Genomic DNA, 3295 nt, shown 5'->3' with positions numbered 1-3295 from the left:
TGCCGGAGTCGAGGATCGCCCTGCTCCTGCACCTGGTATCTGATGACGGAGCGTTGACATGAAAATTGCTGTCTTAATTTGACGACTTTTCCCGGCCTTTATGGCCGGGATTTTTTTCCCTTCTGTTTCCACAATGCCCGGCACCGGTGACACCTGAGGGTGTACGGAGAGCGGCTGTCGGGCATTTTTTCAGGACGCCTTTATGACCATTCTATCCCAGGAAAACCCTGTCATTCTGTTACTGGAGAATATGCTCGAAGCACTCTCCACCGCCCCGGACAACATAAACAACGAACGGCGTCGCCGGCGTTACCTGCTGAACTGGCTTGACACTGCCCGTCAGATGCGCGAGTTCAGAGGAATGGCTGAAGAGTTCACTACCCTGCGAAAACTGCTGGCCACCAATTCAGACATACCGGTAGCAAACACCCTGAAATCACTGCTGGAAAGTGGCAATAACGCAGCATTATACGACCTGTACCGCTTCCGCTCGGCTCTTTCCGCGTGCAGAAGTCTGGGATGGCAGATTGGCACGTGCGCATGGAACGACCAGCTGCTGAGTGAGACACTTTCCCGTGCGCAAACAGGTAAACGTCATATCCTGCAGCTGAACAGTACCAGAGACACCTTTTCCACCACGGGCAGAATGCTCAGACCGGTGGCATTTTCATTAATTCATCCGGCATCCCTCGAATCTTCAGAAGTGGAAGAGATATTCCGGGATGAAGGTTTTATACTCGCGCACGGACGCGAATGCAGCCTGAACGGCAGCGGCAGAAACATGCTGTCACGCATTCTTCATGTGGGGCATTCAGGTTTACCGAAAGCCGAATGGGGCATAGATCACAGCAATCACCTGTTACACTGAAATACCGGGACAGCCACAACGGCAGCCACTCTCCGCTGACTTTTTTTCGCAAATCGCGGTTTGCTGATGTGGATGTCCCATTTTTTATTATCCGTCCTCTCCGGTTGTCATAAAGCGCATTCCGGCGTGAGGCTTCTGTTGTTATCATCCCCTCCTGCAGACATCCCCTTGTCTTCTGATGACTGACGATATGCTTCTTCTGACAATTAAAGAAGCGGAAGCTTCACGCCATAATGTTGTTTGACTGACCTGCCACAGGAGGAAAAATGACACTGACGTTACTTACCGCGTATAACGCACCCTATCTGGCAGCCCTGACTTTTGTTCTGCTTACTGGTATCGCTGAACTTATCGCCCTGCTCTGCGGACACTCCCTCTCTTCAGCTATGGATACACCTGATTTACCGGAGGGGCTGACAGGAGAGGCGCTGGACTGGCTGAACATCGGACGGATCCCCCTGCTGATCGTCCTCTGTATGCTGGCAGGTTTTTTTGGTATATCCGGCATTCTCCTGCAGGGTCTTATTATTCATCTGCTGCAGGCTCCTGCCCCGAACATTCTCCTTGCACCACTTTGCCTGCTGCTGACATGTCCTCTCGTACACCGCACCGGCAGACTGATTGCCCCCTGGTTACCCCGTGATGAAACAACGGCGCTCACCGAGGAGGCATTCATCGGGTGTATGGCCACCATAACCGGTTATCACGCAGTGGCGGGTTCCCCCTGTGAAGGTCGCTTCACAGACCGCTTTGGGCAGGTTCATTACCTGTTGCTGGAGCCGGAGGCCGGGAAAGAATTCAGACGAGGAGACAAAGTGATTATTGTCTGCCGTCTTTCCGGTTCCCGCTGGCTGGGCGAACTGAATCCCTGGCCGGATGTTCTTTAATCCCGACATATACAGAGGTTCTCACTATGTTTAATCTTCCGGGATGGTTGTTTACCGTTATTTCGCTGGTCCTCACCCTGTTCGTTATCGGGCTGATATTTGCCCGCCTGTACCGTCGGGCATCGGCAGAGCAGGCCTTTGTCCGCACAGGTCTGGGAGGCCAAAAAGTGGTAATGAGTGGCGGTGCAATTGTTATGCCCATTTTTCACGAAACAATTCCCGTCAACATGAACACCCTGAAGCTGGAAGTCAGTCGTGCAGCGGCTGAAAGTCTCATTACCCGCGACCGCATGCGTGTTGATGTTGCCGTTGCCTTTTTTCTTCGGGTAAAACCATCAGCCGAAGGAATATCCACTGCAGCCCAGACGCTGGGACAACGCACGCTCACACCTGAAGATCTGCGTAGTCTGGTCGAGGATAAATTTGTTGATGCCCTGCGGGCCACGGCGGCCAGAATGAGCATGCAGGATTTACAGGATGCCCGCGAGAACTTTGTTCAGGGTGTGCAGAACACCGTTGCGGAAGACTTATCCAAAAACGGTCTGGAGCTTGAAAGTGTGTCGCTGACAAGTTTCAACCAGACTGCACGGGAACATTTTAATCCTGACAATGCCTTTGATGCTGAAGGCCTGACCCTTCTGACCCAGGAAACAGAACGTCGTCGCCGCGAACGTAACGAAGTTGAGCAGGATGTTGAAGTGGCCATCAGGGAAAAAAACCGGGATGCACTCTCCCGACGTCTGGAGATTGAACAGCAGGAAGCCTTCATGACTCTGGAGCAACAACAACGGGTAAAAACCCGTACGGCAGAGCAGAGTGCCAGTATTGCTGCTATTGAAGCTGAACGACGTCGTGAAGCAGAATCCGCGAGAATTCTGGCTGAACGTAAGATAGAGGAAGCCGAAATCGAACGACAGCAGATAGTGCGTACCCGCCAGGTCGAAGCCGAACGGGAAGTGGCCATACGGGAAATTGAGCAACAGCAGGCAACCGAAATCGCCAGCCAGGCCAGAGCCATTGCCGTGGCTGCAAAATCGGAAGAGCAGTCACAGGCAGAAGCCCGGGCAAGTAAAGCACTGGCTGAAGCCGTACAGGCCCAGCAGGATGTGGAAACCACCCGCCAGACTGCGGAGGCCGACCGTACCAAACAGGTTGCCCTGATTGCTGCTGCTCAGGAAGCTGAAACGAAAGCGGTTGAACTGACGGTTCGCGCACAGGCTGAAAAAGAAGCAGCCGAACTCCAGGCAGCAGCAATTATTGAACTGGCGGAGGCCACCCGTCAGAAAGGTCTGGCAGAAGCAGAAGCACAGCGCGCACTGAACGATGCCATTAACGTGCTTTCGGATGAGCAGACCAGCCTCCGCTTCCGTCTTGCCCTGCTGGATGCATTACCTGCCGTCATAGAGAAGTCCACAGAACCAATGAAATCCATTGACGGCATTAAAATCATTCAGGTGGATGGCCTGAATGGCGGTGTTACCCGTGGTAAAACAGCAACAACCGACATAAGTGGCGGAAATCTCGCTGAACAGGCGGTAAC

The 3295-nt window shown here is 53.2% G+C and carries 3 protein-coding genes; all 3 read left to right on the top strand.

Annotated elements, in window-relative coordinates:
- Positions 1-202: 202 nt before the first annotated feature.
- Complete coding sequence (locus E0D98_RS22625) at positions 203-868, top strand: hypothetical protein (protein WP_000154143.1); 666 nt, start codon at positions 203-205, stop codon at positions 866-868.
- Positions 869-1134: 266 nt separating this feature from the next.
- On the top strand, positions 1135-1755 hold the full coding sequence (locus E0D98_RS22615) for an OB-fold-containig protein (protein ID WP_000176497.1): 621 nt from the start codon (positions 1135-1137) through the stop codon (positions 1753-1755).
- 26 nt (positions 1756-1781) lie between these two features.
- On the top strand, positions 1782-3295 hold a 1514-nt coding region (locus tag E0D98_RS22610; protein WP_131891071.1), incomplete at its 3' end, for a flotillin family protein.

The organism is Escherichia sp. KCJ4928 (genome assembly GCF_004352695.1).
Classification (GTDB): Bacteria; Pseudomonadota; Gammaproteobacteria; order Enterobacterales; family Enterobacteriaceae; genus ECMA0423.
This window is presented reverse-complemented; position numbering and strand designations above follow the sequence as displayed.